The sequence below is a fragment of the Persicobacter diffluens genome (assembly GCF_036244895.1).
Taxonomy (GTDB): domain Bacteria; phylum Bacteroidota; class Bacteroidia; order Cytophagales; family Cyclobacteriaceae; genus Persicobacter; species Persicobacter diffluens.
The window spans coordinates 659288-674245 of record NZ_BQKE01000002.1 but is presented as its reverse complement, the minus strand read 5'-3'; the positions used below and the strand labels follow the sequence as shown (position 1 = coordinate 674245).

The 14958-nt window shown below is 44.6% G+C and carries 14 protein-coding genes; 10 read left to right on the top strand and 4 right to left on the bottom strand.

What is annotated here, in order from left to right; translation table 11 throughout:
• Positions 1–476: 476 nt before the first annotated feature.
• The 3 genes from AAA970_RS17235 to AAA970_RS17225 all read right to left on the bottom strand — a co-directional run bounded on the left by AAA970_RS17235 (position 477) and on the right by AAA970_RS17225 (position 3317).
• Positions 477–1160, bottom strand: a complete 684-nt coding sequence (locus AAA970_RS17235) for an SDR family NAD(P)-dependent oxidoreductase (protein ID WP_338238133.1) — start codon at positions 1158–1160, stop codon at positions 477–479.
• A gap of 219 nt (positions 1161–1379) precedes the next feature.
• Complete coding sequence (locus tag AAA970_RS17230) at positions 1380–2444, bottom strand: alkene reductase (RefSeq protein WP_338238132.1); 1065 nt, start codon at positions 2442–2444, stop codon at positions 1380–1382.
• Positions 2445–2450: 6 nt separating this feature from the next.
• Entirely contained in the window at positions 2451–3317 is an 867-nt protein-coding gene (locus AAA970_RS17225) for an SDR family oxidoreductase (RefSeq protein ID WP_338238131.1), read from the bottom strand.
• 655 nt (positions 3318–3972) lie between these two features.
• Here AAA970_RS17225 and AAA970_RS17220 point away from each other — a divergent pair.
• From AAA970_RS17220 to AAA970_RS17210, 3 genes are all read left to right on the top strand, one after another.
• The gene (locus AAA970_RS17220) at positions 3973–4734 is read left to right on the top strand and encodes a threonine/serine exporter family protein (protein ID WP_338238130.1); all 762 of its coding nucleotides are present in this window, start codon (positions 3973–3975) and stop codon (positions 4732–4734) included.
• Positions 4734–5216 carry a threonine/serine exporter family protein gene (locus AAA970_RS17215; RefSeq protein WP_338238129.1) on the top strand — a complete coding sequence of 161 codons (483 nt, stop codon included), beginning with the start codon at positions 4734–4736 and terminating at the stop codon, positions 5214–5216. The genes AAA970_RS17220 and AAA970_RS17215 overlap by 1 nt, the downstream gene beginning before the upstream one ends.
• Positions 5217–5745: 529 nt before the next feature.
• Positions 5746–6165: a hypothetical protein gene (locus AAA970_RS17210; RefSeq protein WP_338238128.1), complete on the top strand. Its 420-nt coding sequence runs from the start codon at positions 5746–5748 to the stop codon at positions 6163–6165.
• A gap of 559 nt (positions 6166–6724) precedes the next feature.
• On the opposite strand, the gene AAA970_RS17205 is transcribed toward AAA970_RS17210, so the two are convergent.
• Positions 6725–7495 carry an IclR family transcriptional regulator gene (locus AAA970_RS17205; protein WP_338238127.1) on the bottom strand — a complete coding sequence of 257 codons (771 nt, stop codon included), beginning with the start codon at positions 7493–7495 and terminating at the stop codon, positions 6725–6727.
• A gap of 102 nt (positions 7496–7597) precedes the next feature.
• Between AAA970_RS17205 and AAA970_RS17200 the strand changes: the two genes are divergently transcribed.
• Genes AAA970_RS17200 through AAA970_RS17170 form a run of 7 tightly spaced genes read left to right on the top strand, consistent with a single transcriptional unit; the run spans position 7598 to position 14940 of the window.
• Positions 7598–8665 carry an L-rhamnose/proton symporter RhaT gene (locus tag AAA970_RS17200; RefSeq protein WP_060687583.1) on the top strand — a complete coding sequence of 356 codons (1068 nt, stop codon included), beginning with the start codon at positions 7598–7600 and terminating at the stop codon, positions 8663–8665.
• A gap of 11 nt (positions 8666–8676) precedes the next feature.
• Positions 8677–9837, top strand: a complete 1161-nt coding sequence (locus tag AAA970_RS17195; protein ID WP_338238126.1) for an ABC transporter substrate-binding protein — start codon at positions 8677–8679, stop codon at positions 9835–9837.
• A complete protein-coding gene (locus AAA970_RS17190) occupies positions 9834–10988 on the top strand; it encodes a CaiB/BaiF CoA transferase family protein (RefSeq protein WP_338238125.1) in 1155 nt (384 codons plus the stop codon). The genes AAA970_RS17195 and AAA970_RS17190 overlap by 4 nt, the downstream gene beginning before the upstream one ends.
• Before the next feature lie 3 nt (positions 10989–10991).
• Complete coding sequence (locus AAA970_RS17185) at positions 10992–12152, top strand: CaiB/BaiF CoA transferase family protein (protein ID WP_338238124.1); 1161 nt, start codon at positions 10992–10994, stop codon at positions 12150–12152.
• On the top strand, positions 12140–13399 hold the full coding sequence (locus tag AAA970_RS17180) for an extracellular solute-binding protein (protein WP_338238123.1): 1260 nt from the start codon (positions 12140–12142) through the stop codon (positions 13397–13399). Before AAA970_RS17185 ends, AAA970_RS17180 begins: the two co-directional genes overlap by 13 nt.
• On the top strand, positions 13389–14459 hold the full coding sequence (locus AAA970_RS17175) for a Gfo/Idh/MocA family protein (RefSeq protein ID WP_338238122.1): 1071 nt from the start codon (positions 13389–13391) through the stop codon (positions 14457–14459). Before AAA970_RS17180 ends, AAA970_RS17175 begins: the two co-directional genes overlap by 11 nt.
• A gap of 25 nt (positions 14460–14484) precedes the next feature.
• Positions 14485–14940 carry a MaoC family dehydratase gene (locus AAA970_RS17170; RefSeq protein WP_338238121.1) on the top strand — a complete coding sequence of 152 codons (456 nt, stop codon included), beginning with the start codon at positions 14485–14487 and terminating at the stop codon, positions 14938–14940.
• Positions 14941–14958 lie beyond the last annotated feature (18 nt).

Genomic DNA, 14958 nt, shown 5'->3' with positions numbered 1-14958 from the left:
GAATTAACCCGAATTATTCACCGCTAGTTTTAGGGTTCGTCGCAATAGACTGTATTCTTTTGGGTTATGGTTGAATCTGTTAAGTTTCTGGTAGCCCAAATTTGGGTAGGATTGCTTTCTCCTCATTCATCTGCTTCGTTAGAAAAAACTCGAATAGGAAATTATTCCTTCCTCTTTTCCGCCTTACAGCTATAGGAGGATTTAAGCATGGATAATCCGGCTTAATGCTGTCAATGTATTTCAAACAAGTTCTTAGTTTAGATTTGATGAATCTGGCGTTGCCTAAGTTCCCAGAAAGCGTGTTTAGAGCATGCTTAAAAGCACACCATCCGGCTCCATATTCGAATTATTGTAAGTAATTTTGGATAATTTCTCAATAATGGCGCTGCTGTTCTCTCCAGAAAATCGGGTATTGCTTCTGTAAAAATCAAGCTTTCGTTTTGAATTTTGGCTTTAATACACGCTCCAATATTGCTTTACCAGGGGATTACGCTTCTATCCCGGTAGAATTTCCCGGCTTCAATAGTATCTGCAGTGGCCAGCCATATTGCCGTATCTGCCCCCTGTTCCACCGTGCGTTCGGCTGAAGCACCCCCCATATCAGTTTTTACCCATCCCGGACACATCGCTACTACTGCAACTCCCTTCAGCTGATTATTCATCAGGATGGTCATCATGTTCAGTGAGGCTTTGGAAAAGCGATAGGCAGCATAACCTCCCTCCGCTAAGCTATCCATGGCGCCCATGCCGGAACTCATGTGGATGATGCGGGCTTCCTCACTTTTTTCCAATAAGGGAAGTGCCGCCCAACTCATTCCCCAGGGGCCCCACACATTGGTTTCAAATACTTCCTTCCCATGTTGGACAGGCGTATCGCTAAAGCCAGCCGGGTTGGAAAAAACACCGGCATTGTTGATCAACACATCTATCCTGCCGAATTCTTCCTCAATTTCTTTAAGTGCCCGGCCTTGGCTGGCTTCCTCACTTACTCTTAGCTCGACTACTTTCGCGGCTATACTTTTAGATTGTGCAGCCTCTGTGCCTTTTTTTAAATCCCGACTGGCTAGAATTACCTGATGTCCCATTTTAGCAAGGCCTTCACAAATGCCTAAGCCTATTCCCCGATTACCACCGGTAACGAGTATGATTTTTTTGTCCATGATTATTTTTTCAGGGTTTTATGAAATAGTGATTGTCCGCCAGTGGTGAATATCCGGTATGCGTTTTAATTCTTCGATTTTGAAACAGGACCACCTATAAATTTCTTTCTTTCGGACAGGCATTTATCTTTTTACAAAAAAAGGAGACAAATGCATTACCCTATTAAGATAATCATTTATCTCCTTATTAGTGCTGACAAAAATCAACAACTTTTGGATTTAATAGTCGGTATAGCCCTTAGAACCCGGCGTGTAGAAGGTGTCAAAATCAGGGGCTTTCAACGCTTCCCCATTTTGTAATTTTTCCACTAAATCCGGATTGGCGATAAACGGACGCCCAAAGGCCACCAACTGACCCTGGCCACTTTCCAGCACTTTTTCCGCCTGTTCGGCAGATTCAAAGCCGCCACTCCGGATGATATCACCACCAAAAGCCTGTTGGATTTTTACCTTTATGCTTTCCGGCACTTCGGGCGCACCCATGGCCTGATGATCTACAATGTGAATATAGGTAAGGCCCACTTCACCTAAGGCTTTGGCCAAAGATTCGTAGGCGAAATCAATTTGGTCAAAAACGGTCATATCGTTAAAGGCCCCATAAGGCGAAAGGCGGATGCCTACTTTTTCCTTCCCTATGGCATCAGTAACGCTTTGAGCTACCTCTACCAGGAACCGATTGCGATTTTCCACACTTCCTCCGTAATCATCCGTACGCCGATTTGTGCAGGGGTTGAAAAACTGATCCATTAAATACCCATTGGCTCCATGAAGTTCTACGCCATCAAAACCAGCCTTAATGGCATTTTTGGCCGCTATTACATATTCCTGCCTTGCTTGCTCAATGTCTTCAAGTGTCATGACTTCCGGTTCCGGGTAGGGCTGCATTCCTTTCTGATCGGTATACATTTCCCCACTCAAGGTGATCGCCGAGGGAGCCAGGACTTTTGCGTCTTTGTCCATATTCAATGGATGGGAAACCCTTCCGGTGTGCATCAACTGTAGAAAGATTTTTCCACCTTTATCATGGACGGCATCCGTTATTTTTTTCCAGCCGACCGTTTGCCCCTCCGAAAAAATACCCGGAATTCGTGGGTAGCCCAATCCATTAGGGGAGGGGGAAGTCCCCTCGGTGATGATCAATCCGGCTGTTGCCCGCTGACCGTAATAGGTGGCCATCAAATCATTGGGAATATTTTCCTCTGCTCTGCTACGCGTCATGGGAGCCATTACAATGCGGTTCTTTAAAGTAATTTTACCCAAAAGGTAGTCCTTAAAAAGTTTCATGCTGTATTATTCATTTAGGTTAAGCATGGCATCCATTCCAAAATTGCCGTAGATGCCTTTCATAATATTTTCCAGTTGTTCGTTATAGCCTACAATAGGATCCCCCATGCCCATTTTATCTACCGGACTGCGGAAAGGGCGTTCCCCAGCAGGCATTTCGAGGAGTTCCAATACTTTTTCGGCCACTAAGGAGGGTTTTTGAAGTTCATTTTGAGCAAGGGCTCCTTCGAAGCTATCGAAAAGTTGTTTCGGGCTGTCTTTCATTGGGCCATAGCTATCTGCTCTTGCTGCATCTGAAGCCTGTAATAAATTACCAAAAAAATCAGTAGGGAAACCGCCGGGCTCCACTATACAGGAGTCTATTCCCAAAGGGTTCAATTCCACCCGGTAATTTTCTGCCATGGCTTCTAATGCCCATTTTGAGGCGTTATAGGGGCCATAAAAAGGCAGTACCATTCGTCCTAGTAAGCTGGAAGTATAGATCAACAAGCCGGTACCTCTACTTTTAAAGTGGGGAAGAATCGCACGATTGACACGTTGTACTCCGAAAACATTAACCTCAAAAACCTTTTGCCAATCCTCAATGGTAAAAGTTTCCTGTATACCCAAAACCCCCAGACCGGCATTATTGAAAATGGCATCGATATGGCCGGCTTTTTCAATGGCCTCTGATATAGCATTTTCAACGGATGCTTCATCGGTCACATCCAGTTCTACAATGGTCGCGCCTTTAGCAGTCAATTCAGCTGCTACTTTTTTATTCTTTCCGTTCACATTTCTCATGCTGGCAACCACCGTATGTCTTTTTTCGAGTAAAAGATCAGCGGTTAATTTCCCAAAGCCTGTACTGGCTCCTGTGATCATTACATTCATGCTTATCTGATTGAATTTTAGAAAAATGCTATGGGGAAAACTTCGTCTAAGCTTAAAACGATTGTATCTGCATAGGGATATGACATTTATAGATTAGCGCTCCACTTGTCATTTTCGTGACGAAGAAGATGTTTTAGGAGTCTTATTTTCAGGGAACTTTTGCATTTTAACCCTCTGGCTGAGGGCTGTGGAAATCAGGAATAGGGCTTTTTCCCGGTTATTCACCGATAGGTTGATTATATCGGACTAAGTGACCTTTTACAGATCGCTAAGCTTGTTTTTTCGATTTTCAATAGCCTAAATCGGACTAAGCTTGGGTTCTCCATCTCCCTCTGCTTTATAGGAAATAAGTGAAACAGGGAAAATTCCGTCATCCTTCCTTTTATGCAGCTGTACCCGAATGGAAGCATGCATAATTCGGGCTACAATGGTTATCCGTATTTTCCTAAAATGGAAACGCCCATAATATTTCTTGACAGGTGTTTCACGGGGGGAATGTTGTTTGAAATATTGAAATTATCCCAAAATGTTTAATAATTAACAATTATCACTTCCTTTTAGTCCTTTACTCATAGGATCTCCTTATTGGGAGTTTTAATTAGCAAAAAATTGAGATAGGTGATATCTCTTACACGCTGCATAATCAATTATTGCGATGATCGAAAAAAAGCTGGATTTATTATTCCGGACCGCAGAGATGCTTTTAGGGAGCGGAGCCAATAGCAACCGTTTAGAACGAAATCTAAGAAGGGCGGCTGCCATATTTGGAATGGATCAGCATCATTTACAATTTCATTTTACTTTACGTACCGTTATGATTTGTTATCAGGAGGACGGGCGGCATTATTACCGCATGCACAAGGTGCTCCATCATGGGGTGAATATGCAAATAATCTCCGGCCTGAGTCGCATGATCTGGAAAGGTTTCTGGGAGGGCTTTACCCTGGTAGATTATGAAAGGGAGCTGGATCGATTGTCGAATTTACCAAAGCAATACCCTCGACCGGTGGTGATCGCCGGAGTGGCGCTGGCATGTGCCGCCTTTTGTAAATTATTAGGAGGAGATTTCTATGCCTTGGCTTTTACCTTCCTGGCCTCTTCATTGGCTTTATTCATCCGACAGGAACTGCACCATCGCCATCAAAATTTATATTTTACCGTATTGGTTTCTGCCACGGTGGCCAGTGGGATCGCCTCTCTAAACGCACTTTTGCCATACAGTTCAACCCCTAATCATGCCATGATGGCGGCGGTGCTTTTTCTCATTCCCGGCGTTCCTTTGATTAATACAGTGGATGATCTGATAGATGGTTTTACCTTAATGGGCACCAGTAGGGGAATGGTGGCTTTCCTGCTTTTAATGTCGATTGCTTTAGGGTTTTTACTAGTCATTTCAACTTTAAACATCAGTAACTGATGATTGCCGAAATATTGAATTTTCTATTGTTTGGGGGCTTGGCTGCTCTGGGGTTTGGGCTTTTGTTTAATGTACCGAAAAGAACCTTACCCATGATATTTGCCGGAGGGGCGCTGAGTGTCCTGACCAGAAATGGTTTATTCCAGTTTTTCGGTTTTTCTTTTGAGCTGGCTTCTTTCCTTGGGGCATTTGTCGCCGGGTTTTGGTCCGTGATATGGGTGCATCGGGTGCATGTTCCGGGTTCGGTAATTGGCATTGCTGCCATTATTCCTTTAGTGCCGGGTGTTTTTGCCTATAAAGGTTTGATGGGAGTGGTAAATTTAAATTTGGTAGCCCCATCCGCCCAGCCGGAACTATTGGTGGATACCATAAGCTTTTTAGCCAAAGCTTTTTTAATTGTTTCCGGTATTGCCATAGGGATGTCAATTCCAATAATAATGGATCGCAAGTGGACGGAGAGAAAAAGATCAGGAGGTGTTTAACCCGGATTATTCAAGTTTAAATCCTCGTTTAGCTGTAAGGCGGAAAAAATGAAGGAATAGTTTCCTATTTCGAGTTTTTTCCAACGAAACAGATGAATGAGGAGAAAGCAAGTTTGCCCAAATTGGGGTTATTGTAAATCAAATAAAATAATACATAATAAACTGAAAACAAGCTATTTATTTAGTCAATAAATTTAACCGTGAATAATTCGGGTTAAAATTGACTGCTCCCAAAAACCGGATTTCATGACCTTTTTAAATGCGCTAATCGATTTTTAAAAATCCCTGATTTTTGGCGTTTACGCTGCTTTGTAAGGACTCTCGGGCAATCTTTTGATGACTTTTTTTAGATTTTTATAATGTTTCTTTTTGAATTTAAGGGTCATTCTATGGGGATGTATTGGGGCTGAGGGATTTTTTAAACCAGAAAAATTGATATATTTCCCCAGTCCCCTTAATTTGATTTTAATTCCGGATTACGCATCACGAAGCGCATTAGCGATCATCAATTTTAGATAGTTTACTACTTATGAAGAAATTCCTATTATTACTTTTTTTATCTTTTCCCATACTCGCTCATGCTCAGTTGGGTGTTGATTTTCATTCTTCAAATTTGCCATTTTTTGGTGTGCATTATGAAATCAAGGATCGAATCAAGCCGGAAGTCCGTTTTGGGACGGATGTTAGTTTTGATGATTTTAGCTTTGAGGGCGTAGTAACCTATGATATTTTTCAAGAGGAGGAGTATGAAGTTTATGCCGGTATTGGCGGCAGGACAACTTGGTACCAGGGTCTGGTAATTCCTTTGGGATTGAATGTTTATCCATTTGTCCAGAAAAATTTCGGTTTTCATCTTGAATTAGCGCCTATTTTTTCAGAATCGGACCATATCCTGAGAGGCTCCGTGGGCATAAGGTATCGCTTCAGAAAACCATCTGATCCCCATTGATCCGGCCGGGAGTTAGGTGGCATCAGGCAGCACCGGTGACTATATAAATGATATCGTATATTATTTTATGGCGCTCCCCTCCTGACGTCGGTCGGGCTGGCGGCAGTCGCTTTTATTTGCGGGCAAGGCCTACGAATGCGTCATGGTTTGCCCGCAAATAAAGAGCTCCACAAACGGCTGCGCCTCTGCCTTCATCCCTGAGCGAGGCGCACACCGGACCATGCTTAACCCGGATTATTCAAGCCTGCCCAAATTTGGGCAATTATTACCCCAAGAAAATAAATTAAAATGAACTGAAAATAATCCACTTGCGATTAATTAATAAATTTAGCGGTGAATAATTCGGGATAAAACGTTTGACTTTGCTATCCACACAGTTTGTTAATTAAGCATGTATAATTCGGCTTGAATAATTTGAGTATACTCTCGGGGATGATCCAACGGGAATAAAAAAGCCCCTTCGGTATGGAAGAGGCATTTGCTGTCAGCTATTTTTAAAGCCATTGGCAGGAAGTACTAATAGTTATTTTCAGCTTCCTGTGCTTTGAACGGATGGTGTTCATAAGCCCATGGAATGATGTATTTTTTTTCTAGCTTCCAGCATTTGTTGAATAATATTTAAATGTCGCTCTTCATCCGATCCATGCTCCGAAAAGGAAGAAATGGTTAGGGCAGCTACCGGTTCTGCCTCTGGATGACCAATAGGAACCGTTAAATCCGTTACGCCGCGGGTTAATTTACTCGCTGATATAAAAAAGCCCTCCTTCTCTATTAATTTCACCGATTCCAGAAATGCTGCTTGTTCTTGTTTTTCCATGGCATTGAAATCCGGATGATTTTGAAGGATAGCCGCTCTTTCACTTTCATTTTTTTGGGAGAGCAGCATTTTGCCTGAGGCGGTTTGCAGCAAGGGAAAATGAATACCTTCTTTAATGGAAATCGAAACTGCTTCCGGGCTAGGGCTTTGGGCAATGATCATCAAGGCGCCATTGACCATAATTCCCAGATGGCAGGCCTCCCTGACACTTTCTGAAAGTTCCTGCATCGGGCGGAGTGACACCCGTTTTAATTCATCAAATGGAGAGTGCATATGCGAAAGGTTATACATCTTTAAAGACAGTCGGTATTTGCCGTCTTTCTCATTTCGAATAATATAACCTTTTTCTTCCAGCGTCATCAGCATCCGGTAGAGTTCATTTGGTTTCCGATCCAGGCCCAGAGCAATTTCATTCTGGCTTTGGGAGATTCCGGTTGCCGATAGATGTTCTAAAATTTCTAAACCTTTTTCCAGTGCAGGAGCGGCATATTTGGAGGTTTTTTCCTTTTCCATAGACAAATATAATAGCTAAAAGTTGGGATTTGCAAAAAGATTCCTACCTTTGAGTTATTCAAATATGAATGAATTTTTTCAAATATAAATATTTTTTCACAAATGATTTCTTCGAACCCGCTCATGGGGACCCTGTTGCACGGGGTGGGAGGCGTTTCAGCAGCTTCCTGTTATCTTCCCTTTCAAAAGATTAAGCAGCTATCGTGGAATACCTACTGGCTGGTGCAGGCCACTTTTGCCTGGTTGGTTTTACCTTTGGTGGTGGGGTACCTGACGGTACCGGACCTGGCTGAGGTTTTTCGTCAGGCGCCGCAGAAGGTTTTAATTAATGCGACCTTATTAGGGATGGTGTACGGCTTCGGAGGAATGGCCTTTGGCTATGCCATTAAAAATATTGGTTATTCTCTGACTTATACGATTTCGATTGGATTGTCTGCCGTTTTAGGGACCATTATCCCACTTTTGATTCATGGAACATTAATTGAGCACTTTAGCAAGCCGGGCGGAATGGTAGTACTGACCGGAATGCTGATTTCCTTTGTGGGAGTTTTTGCCTGTGGATGGGCCGGTTATCGAAAAGAACAAGATTTAAAAAAACAGGGAGGAAGTCTGGCTTCCTTTAATATAAAGAAAGGTTTGCCCTTAGCGGTGATCGCCGGGGTATTGTCAGCCATTTTTGGGGTTTCATTGGAAGTGGGCGCACCGGTTGCGGAAATAGCAGCGGCTAATGGTGCCGGACATTTTGAAGGAAATGCCAATCTGATATTATCCACTGGTGGTACTTTTATTACGAATTTTTGCTGGTTTTTTATACTAAGTATTCGCCAAAAAACCATTCGGGAAATTGTACAGGTAAAAGCCATTGGCCTGAAACAATATCTTTTAAATATGACGCTCTGTATTGCTTCCGGAGCTTTCTGGTATTTGCAGTTTTTCTTTTACGGACTGGGACATGTGCGCATGGGGAACTTCAAATTTGCCAGTTGGGCGATACATATGACCATGCTGGTATTTTTTAGTTATTTGGTAGGGGTTTTGATGAAAGAGTGGAAGGGGGTTTCCAATCGGACCTATCAGATATTGATTACTGCTTTATGTATACTGGTGGCTTCCTTTATGATCATTACCTACGGAAGTATGCTGGGTTCTGAAGAATTTTTAAATCATTAATATATATACTTATGTCTGATAAAGTAACACTTCGTGGTATTACCTGGGATCACAGCAGAGGATTTACTTCCATTGTCGCAACAGCGCAACGTTTTCATGAATTAAATCCTGAAGTGGAAATTGTCTGGGAAAAGCGTTCGCTACAGGCTTTTGCCGATGAACCTTTAAATGAATTGGCCGCTCGTTATGACCTTTTGGTGATCGACCATCCTTGGGCGGGTTTTGCGGCCCGTACGGGAGAGGTAGTCGCTTTGAATGAGGTATTAAGTCCGGCTTTTATAGAGGACCAGCGGGTGAATTCCGTGGGGCATTCTTTCGAAAGTTATCAGTATGATGGAAAACAGTGGGCCCTGGCTATTGATGCGGCTACTCCGGTAGCGGCTGCGCGGATGGATTTGTTCGAAAATGCTGGCAGAGCTTTGCCAAAGACTTATGAAGATTTGTTAGCCCTGGCAGAGGAAGGAAAAGTAGCTGTTCCAGGAATTCCTCAGGATACTTTGATGAATTTTTATATGATTTGTTCGACCCTGGGGGAAGATGTATGCCTGAAAGAGGACGAGGTGATTTCCAGGGAAACAGGATTAAAGGCCCTGGAGCTTTTAAGGGCACTTGGGAAAAATATGTCTGCGGAGAGTTATGAGGCGAATCCAATTCGGGTTTTTGAAATGATGACCCAAACGGATCAGTATTGGTATTGTCCTTTTGCTTATGGTTATACCAATTATTCCCGTCGTGGATATGCGCGTAAGTCCTTGAAGTTTATGGATATGGTGAGCCTGGAAGGACAGCCATTGATTTCCACCATTGGGGGTACCGGTCTGGCGATTTCTGCGCAATGTAAAAATGTCGAAATAGCGGCTAAGTATGCCGAATTTGTGGGTTGTCCTGAGACGCAGTCCGGAATTTTCTTTGACAATGGCGGGCAGCCCGGCCATCGTAAAAGTTGGTTGAATACACACACAAATGCGGTAACGCAGGACTTTTTCAAAGATACTTTGCCTACCTTGGACCGTGCCTTTTTACGTCCGCGTTATTTTGGGCATATGTATTTTCAGGATCGTGCAGGAGCGCCAATTCGTGAGTTCATGATGAATGGGGGGAATGCGGAGGAATTGTTATCGCAGCTGAATGATTTGTATAAGGAATCAAAACAACAGGAGCAATTAGTATGAAGCCATTAGAGGGTATTACCGTACTTGAATTTTGTCAGTTTATGGCTGGCCCGTCAGCGGGCCTGAAGCTGGCAGACTTGGGCGCCAGAGTGATTAAAATCGAAAGACCTGGCTCTGGAGAGGCAGGTCGTCAGATTGCGATCAAAAATATTTTTATTGAGGGGGACAGTCTGGTCTTCCATACCGTTAACAGAAATAAGGAATCTTTTGCGGCCAACCTGAAAGATCCCGAGGATCTGGCCATTGTAAAAAAACTCATCGCGCAGGCAGATGTGATGACGCATAATTTCCGTCCGGGAGTGATGGAGAAAATCGGTTTGGATTATGCCACAGTGCAGGAAATTAATCCTAAACTCGTCTATGGCGTGGTGACGGGCTATGGGGCTGAGGGGCCCTGGGCGAAAAAGCCCGGGCAGGATTTATTGGTGCAAAGCCTATCAGGCTTGAGTTATCTATCCGGAAATAAAGATAGTAACCCAACGCCAGTGGGCTTGGCAGTTTCGGACATCATGACAGGGGTACATTTGGGGCAGGGGATCCTTGCTGCATTGGTGCGCAGAGGAAAAACCGGCAAAGGTGGTCTGGTGGAAGTGAGCCTTTTGGAGTCCACGCTTGATCTACAGTTTGAGGGTTTAACCACCTATTTGAATGATGATTGTAAGGCGCCTGTTCGCGCTAAGAAGGGGAGTGCCCAGCCTTATTTGGCCGCCCCATATGGGGTATATCCCACCGCGGATGGACATATTGCCATTGCCATGATGCCGGTTACAAAGCTGGCAGATCACCTTCAGGTGATTCTTCCGGATGCTTATCAGCTGGAAGAAAGCTGGTTTGAAAAGCGAGATGAAATCATGAATTTCTTTAGATCGATTTTTACAGAACAACCTACTTCCATTTGGTTGGAAATGTTGGAGGCGAAGGATATTTGGTGTGCCGATGTTTTGAATTATCAGCAATTGACTCAGCATAAGGGTTATCAGGAATTGGGGATGGAGCAGGAGGTTGTTACCACTGCCGGTGAAAAGATCAAAACTACTCGTTTCCCACTTCGCCTGGATGGTCAACAATATTTTTCAAAAAAGGCTGCTCCGAGAGTAGGAGAGCATACGGATCGCATAAAAGAAGAATTTGGTTTAAAGATAAATGCATAATCCATGAAAGCATTAGAAGATATATTAGTAGTGGACTTAAGCCAGTTTTTGTCCGGCCCTTCCGCAAGTTTACGATTGGCCGATATGGGGGCAAGAGTCATAAAGGTGGAGCGTCCGGAAACAGGTGATATCTGTCGGAATTTATATGTATCGAATGTGGAAATGAACGGTGATTCTTCCATTTTCCATGCCATAAACCGGAATAAGGAAAGTTTCTGCGCAGATCTTAAAAAGCCGGAGGATTTGCAATTAGTAAAACAATTGCTGACAAAAGCGGACGTGGTGATGCATAATTTCCGCCCGGGTGTGATTGATCGATTGGGCCTGGATTATGAAACCATCAAGTCCTTAAATCCGGCAGTGATTTACGGTGAAATTTCCGGTTATGGCAAGAGTGGCCCATGGGCGGGAAAGCCCGGCCAGGATTTATTGGTACAGTCGCTTTCAGGGCTGACCAGCCTGAGTGGAAATGCAGGAGAAGGTCCGGTACCGGTAGGTATGGCCATTGTAGACATGTTGGCCGGGGCGCATTTGGCACAGGGCATCCTAGCCGCATTGGTGAGAAGAGGGGTAAACGGAGCAGGGGCATTGGTGCAGGCCAGCATGATGGAATCCATCCTGGATTTACAATTCGAAATGCTGACCACCTTCTTCCAGGATGGAGGAGCACCAACCGAACGTACGGCTTCCAATAATGCCCATGCTTATTTGGGAGCTCCGTATGGGGTTTATCAAACTGCGGATGGCTTTTTGGCCCTGGCCATGGGAGAAATCCCAACCCTGGGAATGCTTTTGAATTGCTCTGCTTTGGAAGACTTTACGGATCGCGACAGTTGGTTTACCGAGCGTGATGATATCAAAATGATCCTGGCAAAGCATCTGGAAGGGCAAAGTACGCAATACTGGCTGGATATTCTGGAACCCGCTGATATCTGGTGTGCAAATGTGCTGGATTGGGAAAGATTGCGCAAAACGGAGGCCTACCAAAGCCTGCAGATGGAGCAGGAAGTGAAAATGAGCGATGGCTACACTTTCCATACCACCCGTTGCCCGATTCGCATGGACGGAGAACGTTTATTTTCGGAGAAGGGAAGTCCTAAGCTGGGAGAACATACAGAAGCCATTATCGAAGATTTGAAACTGGCCGGCCTATGTCAGGAGTAATGAAAATCGCAGTCAGGAAATTCGGTCCTTTTGAGCAGAGTATTGCTGAATTTTGGGCCCAATTCTGTGAAGAAACAGGCTGTGACTTGGAATTGGAAGCTATTCCGATGGATCTTCACCCCTTGTACGAGGCGACATTGGGAGCGACCAACGGACTGGCCTCCGGCGATTGGGACATTGCCTTACTGAATACCGACTGGATTTCCGAAGCAGTGGAGACTGGCGCAATAGTTTCTCTGAGTCCTTTTATGGATCAAAACCCTCCGGAAGGATTTCCGGAGGCCTGGTCCGAGGCATTGCTGAAGATGCAAACCTTTGGTGGCGCGGCCTATGGTTTGCCTTTTCATGACGGACCGGAATGCCTGGTATTCCGAAAGGATCTTATTGAAGATCCCGCTGAACAATCCGCTTTCCGCGACCGTTTTGGCAAGGCCTTGAAAGTACCGGAGACCTGGAGTGAATTAATAGAAATCGCTACTTTTTTTCACCGGCCGGAACAAAACCTTTATGGAACGGTGGTCGCCGGATATCCCGATGGGCATAATACCGTGTTTGACCTTTGTTTGCAGATTTGGGCACGTGGTGGCAGCCTGACGGATGATCAGGGGCGGGTCAATATTCAACATCAGGCGGCGGAGGATGCCCTGTCATTTTACAGAACGTTGTTCAACAGCGAAAACCTATTGCATCCTGATAGCTGTGAGCTGGATTCTGTGCAGGCCGGACTGGCTTTTTCCCGCGGGGAAGTAGCCATGATGGTGAATTGGTTCGGCTTTGCCTCCATGTGTGAGGTGGATCCAGGCAGTAAGGTGAAAGGGAAAGTGGATATCGCGCCTGTACCTGCAGCTGAGGCGGATATGAAAGGCGTTTCCCTGAATGCTTACTGGATGTATACCATCGGTAGCGGGAGTACGAATAAGCAGTGGGCTTATGAATTTATTCGTTTTGCCACCAACGCACAAAACGATAAGCGATTGACTTTGAATGGTGGAATTGGTTGCCGGAAGTCTACTTGGTTTGACACGGAGGTAAATCAGGATATTCCCTATTACCATAAGCTGGAAGCTTTACACCAAAACAGTAAGACCTTGCCCCGAAAAAGTAATTGGGCAAGCATAAGTGAGGTCATCGACCAATTAGTATTGAGAGTAAGAGATACGCAGGATGATATTTCAGCCTTGTTGGCGGAAAGTCAACAGGCGATCAATAAAATTGAAAACGAAACTGTAGTGCCTTATGGAAATTAAATATGACATTAGCCTGCCTAAGGAAAAACGTCCCATTTATATCATCGGGGCAGGAGGTATTGTGCGCGATGCCCACCTTCCAGCCTATCAGAAAGTACACTTTCAGGTAGCCGGGATCACCAATCGTACCCGTCAAAGAGCGGAAGAACTGGCCGAGCGTTTCCAAATTCCTTCTGTTTATGATACCGTGGAGGAAATGGTGGCTGATGCTCCGGAACATGCGGTTTATGATTTGACTTTGATGCCGAATCAGTTTGTACCGACCTTGGAAAAGCTACCAGATGGTGCTGCGGTTTTGATTCAGAAGCCTATGGGGGATGACTATCAGCAAACCCTGGATATTTTGGAAGTATGTAGACGCAAAAAGCTGAAAGCTGCCATCAACTGTCAGTTGCGTTTCGCTCCCTATGTCATGGCCGCTAAATCTTTGATTGAAGGTGGACATATAGGGGAGTTATATGATATGGAAGTGAGATTAACTACTTATACTCCATGGGAATATTTTCCGAATGTGGTGAACCATTCTCGATTGGAAATTCAGCAGCATAGCATTCATTATATGGACCTGATCCGTTCCTTCTTAGGTGATCCACAAACGGTATACAGCAAGACCCTGCGGAATCCGGGCAAGCCGATGTCCTCAACTCGTACCACAACGATCATGGATTATGGCGATGCGCTTCATGCGGTGATTAATGCCAATCATGATCATAATTTCGGTGCGCAAAACCAGGAAAGTTTCATTAAGTGGGAAGGCACCAAAGGTGCGATCAAGGCGAAAATGGGCCTATTGCTAAACTATCCTGATGGGGTGCCGGATCATTTTGAGTATTGCATTGTTAAAGAGGGGGAAACGCCGGAGTGGAAAACCAAAGCACTGGAGGGCTCCTGGTTTCCGGATGCTTTTGTGGGGACCATGGCTTCCTTGATGCGATACGTGGAAGGCAGTACGGATAGCTTACCGACGAGTGTGGAGGATGTGGCGCGCACGATGGCCACGGTTGAAAGTGCTTATGCGTCTTCTGCTAAAGGAGGTGAAAATCCAGATTATAGTATATAATATTTAAAAGCCATTATTTTTTGAAATGCATATTAAATCACAATTTTTCGAGGATTACGAATTAGGGCATAAGCGAGAAACTTTGGGGAGAACGATTACCGAGACGGACTTTGTGGTTCATGCGGGACATACCGGAGACTTCTTCCCTCACCATATGGACGAGGAATGGTGTAAGACGCAGCCTTTTGAAAGACGTATAGCGCATGGAACTTTGACCTTTTCTGTGGGTATCGGTATGACCGCCACAGAAATCAATCCCGAGGCTTTCTCCAAAGGATACGATCGTTTGCGATTCATTAAGCCGGTGCATATTGGCGATACCATTCGGGTGGTGGTAACCATTTCAGAGAAGAAAGACACCAAGCGTCCGGAACTGGGGCAGGTTAACGAACATGTCGAGATCTTTAACCAAAAGGATGAATTAGTGCTGGTGTGTGATCATATTCTGCTGGCCAAGCGAAAGCGTTTTGAAGGTTTATAAATCATCAAAAAGAGGCTG

Excerpts from the sequence above, each read along its gene's own strand:
- AAA970_RS17235 (WP_338238133.1), bottom strand. The coding sequence starts at position 1,160 with ATGGACAAAAAAATCATACTCGTTACCGGTGGTAATCGGGGAATAGGC.
- AAA970_RS17230 (WP_338238132.1), bottom strand. The coding sequence starts at position 2,444 with ATGAAACTTTTTAAGGACTACCTTTTGGGTAAAATTACTTTAAAGAAC.
- AAA970_RS17225 (WP_338238131.1), bottom strand. The coding sequence starts at position 3,317 with ATGAATGTAATGATCACAGGAGCCAGTACAGGCTTTGGGAAATTAACC.
- AAA970_RS17220 (WP_338238130.1), top strand. The coding sequence starts at position 3,973 with ATGATCGAAAAAAAGCTGGATTTATTATTCCGGACCGCAGAGATGCTT.
- AAA970_RS17215 (WP_338238129.1), top strand. The coding sequence starts at position 4,734 with ATGATTGCCGAAATATTGAATTTTCTATTGTTTGGGGGCTTGGCTGCT.
- AAA970_RS17210 (WP_338238128.1), top strand. The coding sequence starts at position 5,746 with ATGAAGAAATTCCTATTATTACTTTTTTTATCTTTTCCCATACTCGCT.
- AAA970_RS17205 (WP_338238127.1), bottom strand. The coding sequence starts at position 7,495 with ATGGAAAAGGAAAAAACCTCCAAATATGCCGCTCCTGCACTGGAAAAA.
- AAA970_RS17200 (WP_060687583.1), top strand. The coding sequence starts at position 7,598 with ATGATTTCTTCGAACCCGCTCATGGGGACCCTGTTGCACGGGGTGGGA.
- AAA970_RS17195 (WP_338238126.1), top strand. The coding sequence starts at position 8,677 with ATGTCTGATAAAGTAACACTTCGTGGTATTACCTGGGATCACAGCAGA.
- AAA970_RS17190 (WP_338238125.1), top strand. The coding sequence starts at position 9,834 with ATGAAGCCATTAGAGGGTATTACCGTACTTGAATTTTGTCAGTTTATG.
- AAA970_RS17185 (WP_338238124.1), top strand. The coding sequence starts at position 10,992 with ATGAAAGCATTAGAAGATATATTAGTAGTGGACTTAAGCCAGTTTTTG.
- AAA970_RS17180 (WP_338238123.1), top strand. The coding sequence starts at position 12,140 with ATGTCAGGAGTAATGAAAATCGCAGTCAGGAAATTCGGTCCTTTTGAG.
- AAA970_RS17175 (WP_338238122.1), top strand. The coding sequence starts at position 13,389 with ATGGAAATTAAATATGACATTAGCCTGCCTAAGGAAAAACGTCCCATT.
- AAA970_RS17170 (WP_338238121.1), top strand. The coding sequence starts at position 14,485 with ATGCATATTAAATCACAATTTTTCGAGGATTACGAATTAGGGCATAAG.